Annotated in this window: 5 protein-coding genes; 3 read left to right on the forward strand and 2 right to left on the reverse strand. The window is 74.3% G+C overall.

Annotated elements, in window-relative coordinates; genetic code table 11:
* Window positions 1–87: 87 nt before the first annotated feature.
* From GUY60_RS32105 to GUY60_RS32115, 3 genes are all read left to right on the forward strand, one after another.
* The gene (locus GUY60_RS32105; RefSeq protein ID WP_512700847.1) at window positions 88–1,638 is read left to right on the forward strand and encodes an MFS transporter; all 1,551 of its coding nucleotides are present in this window, start codon (window positions 88–90) and stop codon (window positions 1,636–1,638) included.
* A gap of 115 nt (window positions 1,639–1,753) precedes the next feature.
* Complete coding sequence (locus GUY60_RS32110; protein WP_161704292.1) at window positions 1,754–2,200, forward strand: DUF485 domain-containing protein; 447 nt, start codon at window positions 1,754–1,756, stop codon at window positions 2,198–2,200.
* Window positions 2,197–3,939, forward strand: coding sequence for a sodium/solute symporter (locus GUY60_RS32115; protein ID WP_312866499.1), 1,743 nt, complete (start codon window positions 2,197–2,199; stop codon window positions 3,937–3,939). The genes GUY60_RS32110 and GUY60_RS32115 overlap by 4 nt, the downstream gene beginning before the upstream one ends.
* 23 nt (window positions 3,940–3,962) lie before the next feature.
* Here GUY60_RS32115 and GUY60_RS32120 read toward each other — a convergent pair whose 3' ends face one another.
* Both GUY60_RS32120 and GUY60_RS32125 read right to left on the reverse strand, forming a co-directional pair.
* Window positions 3,963–4,910, reverse strand: coding sequence for a cellulose-binding protein (locus tag GUY60_RS32120; RefSeq protein WP_246235925.1), 948 nt, complete (start codon window positions 4,908–4,910; stop codon window positions 3,963–3,965).
* Window positions 4,911–5,164: 254 nt separating this feature from the next.
* Window positions 5,165–6,518: SUKH-4 family immunity protein (locus GUY60_RS32125; protein WP_187370179.1), on the reverse strand; the 1,354-nt coding region annotated here is incomplete at its 5' end.

The raw sequence follows: 6,518 nt of genomic DNA on the forward strand, positions 1-6,518 counted from the left end.
CCCCGCCACCGGCCCTCTCCCGCCGCACCGCCCCGGGTGAGATGGTGTGCGACGGCGCGATGGTTGTACGGGGAAAGGATCTGGGCGGTGGCTGAGTCAGCGATATCCGGGGGCCGGGCGGACGGTCCTGAGCCGGGCACCCGCAGGCGCGGGGCGGTGGTCGCGGCGCTGATGCTCGCCATGGCGCTCGCCGCACTCGACTCCACGATCATCGCGACGGCCGTCCCGCAGATCGTCGGCGACCTCGGCGGCTTCTCCGTCTTCTCCTGGCTGTTCTCCGGCTATCTGCTCGCCGTGACCGTGACCCTGCCCGTCTACGGCAAGCTCTCCGACACCTTCGGCCGCAAGCCCGTCCTGCTTTTCGGGATCAGCCTGTTCCTGCTCGGCTCCGCGCTGTGCGCCGGGGCCTGGGACATGGCCGCCCTGATCGCGTTCCGGGTGGTGCAGGGCCTGGGCGGCGGCGCCATCCAGGGCACCGTCCAGACACTCGCCGCCGACCTGTACCCGCTGGAGCAACGCCCCAAGATCCAGGCCAAGTTGTCCACCGTATGGGCCGTGTCGGCGGTGGCGGGGCCCGCGCTCGGCGGGGTGCTCGCCGGGTACGCGGACTGGCGCTGGATCTTCCTGATCAACCTGCCGGTCGGCGCCCTCGCGCTCTGGCTGATCGCCCGCCACCTGCACGATCCGGTGCGCGGGCGGGGCGCGGACCGGCCTCCCGTCGACTGGGCGGGCGCCCTCGCCGTGTTCGGCTGCGGCGGCGTCCTGCTCACCGCCGTCGTGCAGGGCGGCATCGCCTGGCCCTGGCTGTCCGCACCGTCCCTCGCGCTGTTCGGTACGGGTGCGCTGCTCGCCGCGGCCACCGTGGTCATCGAGCGCCGCGCCGCCGAGCCGATCATCCCCGGCTGGGTGTGGAAGCGGCGCACGATCGCCGCCGTGAACCTGGCCCTCGGCGCGCTCGGCCTGCTGATGGTCGCGCCGACCGTGTTCCTGCCGACGTACGCGCAGTCGGTGCTCCGGCTCGGGCCGGTGGCGGCCGGGTTCGTGCTCAGCGTGATGACGCTGAGCTGGCCGGTGTCGGCGGCCCTGAGCCAGCACGTGTACCGGCGGATCGGCTTCCGCAACACCGCCGTCGTCGGGATCGGCGCGGCCGCCCTGATCCTGCTGAGCTTCCAGCTGGTGCCCTATCCGGGCGCGGCCTGGCAGCCCGCGCTGATCATGCTGCTTCTCGGCGCGGCGCTCGGCCTCTTCCAACTGCCGCTGATCGTCGGCGTCCAGTCCACCGTCGGCTGGGCTGAGCGCGGCACGACCACCGCGTCCGTGCTGTTCTGCCGCCAGATCGGGCAGACCGTGGGCGCCGCCCTGTTCGGGGCCGTCGCCAACGGCGTGCTCAGCGCGCGGCTCGGCGGCTCCGCCGACCTGGACTCCGCCGCGCGCGAACCGGGCGCCCCCGAGGTGCGGCGCGCGATCGACGCGGCCGTGGACGCGGTGTACCTGGGCGCGGCGTGCGCGGCGGTGCTCGCCCTCGTCGTCCTCCTCACGGTGGCGCCGCGCCGCTTCCCCGTACTGAAGCGGGAACCGGAGGAGTCGCCTCAGCAACCTCAGGAGACACCTCAGCCACAGGCGCCCCGCGCCGACTGACCAGTTCGCAAGAAACCCTCCACCTTCTCGCTACCTGCGAGTAACGTTCCGGCTCCTCCCCGCGGTCCTCCCCGAACCAGGACCAGGACCAGAACCGCGCGCAAGGAGCACCCCGATGCACGACCCGCACAACCCGTACGCCCCGAACGACCTGAACGACCCACACGGCCCGAACGGCGCTCCGCCGGTACAGCTCACGTACCCCTGGCGGCCGCAGGCCCCGGCGCCCGGCTCGGTGCGGCGGCGGCGCTCCGGGGCCGCGCTCGGGCTCGGGCGGCACAGCGACATCCGGCTGCTGCGTACCGCCTACAAGTGGCTGCGCCGGGTCGCCACCGCCACCGCGCTCGGCTACTTCGTCCTGTTCCTCGTCCTGTCCGCGTACGCCCCGGAGTTGATGACCCTGCGCGTCGACGGCGGCCTCAGCGCCGGACTTCTCCTCGGCGCCTGCCAGTTGCCGGTCACGCTCGTCGCCCTCGCCGTGTACGAAGGGCAGGCCCACCGCCGCGTCGACCCGCTCTCCGAACGGCTGCGCCGCCAGGCCGAGTTGGCGGACCGCCGGTGAGCACGGCCGCCGCGGCCGCGCTCGACCTGGGCTCGCCCGGCACCCAGACCGCGTGCCTGGTCGCGTTCACCGCCGTCGCCACGGTCACCCTGCTGCTCTGCGTCCTCACCGGCCCGGACCGCGACGACCTCGACGCGTTCTACACCGGCTCCCGCTCCCTGACCCCGCTGCGCGGCGGCCTCGCCCTCGCGGGCGACTACATCTCGGCCGCCACCCTGCTCAGCACCATCGGCATCATCGCCCTGACCGGCTACGACGGCGTCGTCCTCGCCCTGTCCACGGCCCTGTCCCTGGTCCTGCTGATGTTCCTGATCGCCGAACCCCTGCACAACGCGGGCCGGTTCACGATGGGCGACGCCTTCGCCCGCCGCTTTCCTGGTACGGGCACGGGTACGGGTACGGGTACGGGTACGGGTACGGGTACGGATACGGGTGCCGCCTCCGATCCCGGTGCGGGTACGGGTACACGTACAGCCGCCGGCGGGCGAGGTGTGCGGGTCGCCGCCTGTGCCGCGACCCTCGCCGCGCTGCTCCCCCTGATGGTGGTCCAACTGGCCGTCGCGGGGCAGGTCCTGGCGTTCATCCTCGGCTTCGACCGGCCCGGCGTACAGACCGGCTGCATCATGCTGCTCGGCGCGCTCATGATCAGCTACGCCGCGATCGGCGGCATGAAGGGCACCGCCCTCGTGCAGGTCCTCAAGATGGTGCTGCTGCTCGGCACCGGCACCCTGCTCGCCGGACTGGTCCTGCACCGCTTCGGCTGGAGCCCCGGCACCCTGCTCACCGCCGCCGAACGCGGCTCCGGCGCCGGGCCCCGATTCCTGGAGTCCGGGCTGCAGTTCGCGGCCGGCGGCGCCACCTCCCGGCTCGACATGATCTCGTCCCAGCTGACCGTGGTGCTCGGCGGCGGCTGCCTGCCGCACGTCACCATGCGCATGTACGCCGCGCGCAACGCCTCCGCCGTACGCCGCTCGATGTCCTGGGCGGTCTCGTCCGTCGCCGTGTTCGCGCTGCTCATCTCCGTCATCGGCTTCGGCGCCGCCGCGCTCGTCGGCCACGAACGCCTGGTCGCCGGTGACGCCCAGGGCGACACCGCGCTGCTGCTCACCGCGCAGGCCGTGTTCGGCCCCGAGGCGGCGCTCCTGGAGACGGCGCTGTTCACCACGGTCACCGCCGCGGTGTTCCTGACCGTGCTCGCCTCGGTCGCCGGAATGATCCTGGCCTGCGCCAACTCCCTTGCCCACGACGTCTTCGCGCACCGCCGACGCCCCCTCACCGAGCGCCGCGAGCTGGCCCTCGCCCGGGTCTCGGCGGTCGCGGTCGGCCTGACCGCCATCGCCGTCGCGGTGCTCGTGCAGCACCGCAACCTCCAGCCCCTTGTCTCACTGTCCTTCTGCCTGGGCGCCTCCGCCCTCGCCCCGGCCCTGGTCTACAGCCTGTTCTGGCGGCGCTACACCCGTACCGGCCTGATCTGGACCCTGGCCGGCGGCTCCCTCGGCGTCCTCGTCCTGCTGACCGGCACCAGCCTTGTGTCCGGCGCACCCGGCGCTGCCTTCCCCGACCACGACTTCCACTGGTTCCCGTTCACCACCACCGGCATCGCCTCGATCCCGCTGGGCTTCCTGCTCGGCTGGCTCGGCACGGTCCTCGGCTCCCGCCACACCCAGGCACAGCAGCGCCGCGAGTACGAGTCCGTGGAGAGCCTGATCCTGGCGGGCGCGCGCCGTACCCGACGCTGAACACCGCCGGGTACGGGGACAGTTCAGGAATCCGTGCCCGAGGCCGGCCCCGGCACGGTGGGCCCGGCCGGCTCCGTGGGCGCGGTCAACTCCGTGGGCGCGCGGCCGGCGAGACCGGCGAGGCTGCTGCGCACATGGTCCATGTGGGCGCGCAGCTCGTCCGCCGTCTCCTCGTGCTCACGCAGCACCCGGTCGGTCTCGCGGGCAAGCCGGTCGGCCTTCATCCGCGCCTCGGCGAGCAGTTCGGCGGCGCACGCCTCCGCGTCCTCGTGGCCGTGCCGGGCCGCCTCCCGCGCCTCGGCCAGGGCCCGTTCGGCGTCGGCGAGCCGGGTCTCGGCCGCGGTGCGCAGTTCGGTGGCCTCGGCGTCCGCGGCGGCGGTGCGCCCGGCCGCCCGGCGCTGCTCCGCCTCGTGCCGCTCCGTGTGCTCCCGCTCCTGCGCGGCGAGCAGGTCGGCGGCGCGCTGCCGGGTCTCGCGCAGGGCGGCGAGCGCCTCGCCCCGCGTCTCCTTGCTCTGCGCGCGCACCGCGGCCCGGATCGTGTCGACCTCGCCCTGCGCGCCGAGCAGCAGTTGCCGGGCGCGCTGGTCGGCGGCGCCGCGTACGGACCCGGCGTGTCCGGCGGCCGCCTCGCGCTGCTCCGTCGCGTACCGGGCGGCCGCCTCGCCGCGCGCGCGTGCCTCGGCCTCGGCGGCGCCGCGTACCGCGTCCGCCTCCTCGCGCACGGTGGCGAGCAGCAGTTGGGCCCGCTCGCCGAGCGTCTCGTACGTCTGCGGGGCGAGGCCCGCCACGACCTCGCTCAGCCGGGCGGACTCCTCCTCCATCTCCTTGGCGAGCACGGTGAGGCGGGCCGCGCGCTCCCAGGCGGCATCGCGCTCCGCGTCGATCCCGGCGGCGTACGCGTCCACCTGCCACGGCCGATAGCCACGGCCCCGTACGACCGTGAAGCCGTGGGACGACGGCGCTGCACTCATCCTGGAACCCCTTCTCCGACGCTCATGGCGGCGAGACGCGACCGCCGCTCCGGCGTACATCCTTCTGGATCACACCGAAGCGCCCATACCGCGACACTCCACCCATGTCTCCGGTCAAGGATGCGCGAAAAGCGGGCGAAGTCGGAATCCGGGGGTCGTACGGGGTCGAAAGGCGGCCACAAACGCCACAGCGCCGGGTGCCCGTCCCCGAAGGGCGAACACCCGGCGCCGTACGCCGATAACCGCGGCCGGACCTACAACAGGCCGTCCCACATCTGCTCGAGCAGCACCGACCACCAGCTGTCCGGCGAGCCGAGCGCGGCCCCGTCGAGCGCGGCCAACTGCTGCTGGAAGTCGACCGTCCAACGGCCCGCCTGCTCCTGGTTCAGGCCGTACCGCAGCCGCCACATCCGGCCGAGCAGCGCCAGGCAGCGGACGAACTCCGGAAGCCCGGTGTTGACGAACTGCGGCGCCACCGCGGCACCGCCCGGCCCGGCCTCGACCGGCACCGCCACGATGTTCGCCGTGCCGTACTGCACACAGATCGCCCGCCCGAAGTCACTGCCCATGACCAGGTACGAGCCCGCGTCCGCGGCCGGCTGCACACCACGCTCCTGCGCCAGCTCGGCCAGCGTCGGCACCGGCCGGCCCGGCTGCGCCTGCGCCCAGAAGAACGGGCTCACGTCCACCGGCAGGCCCGACCACATCAGGACGTGCGCCACCAGATCCGGCACGCCCTGCCGCGACACCGCCCGCTGGTCGAAGCGGAAGATGCCCTGCGGCCCGAACGCCCCGGCCAGCTCCTGCGCAAGACCCTCCGGCGGAAGCGGCGGTACGGGCTGCACCGGCTGCACCGGCACCCGCACCGGCGCCGGCCGCGCCGGACCGTCCGCGACCTGGTGCAACTCGCCCTGGTGGGCCAGGAGTTGCTGCATGCCCTGCTGCCGCGAGGCGTGATCCTTGCCGTACGGGGCGATCGACGTGATGCGCGCCTGCGGCCAGGTCTCGCGGATCATCCGCGCGCAGTACGCGCCGGGCAGCTCGCAGGACTCCAGCTCGGTGTGGAGTTCGAGCACCTGCTGCGGCGGCACGTTCATCCCGCGCAGCTCGTGCAGGATCTGCCACTCCGGGTGCGGCATTCCGGGCGCGGAGCGGCGGATCAGCTGCTGCTCGGAGCCGTCCTGCGCGCGGTAGCGCAGCACGGCCTGGTAGCCGGGGCCGACGGTCGGCTGACCGGCGGGCGGCTGCTGCGGATAGCCGTACGCGGGTGCCTGGCCGGGAGGCGGCTGCGGCGCACCGGGAGGCGGACCGGCCGGCGCACCCGGCGGCGGACCGGGCTGACCAGCCGGACCTGCCGGGGCTCCGGGCGGACCGGGCGGCTGCGGCGCACCCGGACCCGCCGGGCCACCGACCGCGGGCCCGGCCAGCATCGTCGCGGCGTGATGCACCCCTTCACCGGGACCGGGCGCACCGGGAGGACCGGGCGGCGTACCGGGGGCACCGGGCGCACCGGGAACCCCAGGCGGACCGGGAGGCTGCGGAGCACCAGGCGCACCAGGCGCACCAGGCGGACCAGGCGGCTGCGGCGCACCAGGACCCATCCCACCC

This window comes from Streptomyces boluensis (assembly GCF_009908195.1).
Lineage (GTDB): Bacteria > Actinomycetota > Actinomycetes > Streptomycetales > Streptomycetaceae > Streptomyces > Streptomyces boluensis.

What these genes read in the sequence shown, in the direction of transcription:
- GUY60_RS32120 (WP_246235925.1), bottom strand. Translation starts at nt 4,910, where the DNA reads ATGAGTGCAGCGCCGTCGTCCCACGGCTTCACGGTCGTACGGGGCCGT.
- GUY60_RS32110 (WP_161704292.1), top strand. Translation starts at nt 1,754, where the DNA reads ATGCACGACCCGCACAACCCGTACGCCCCGAACGACCTGAACGACCCA.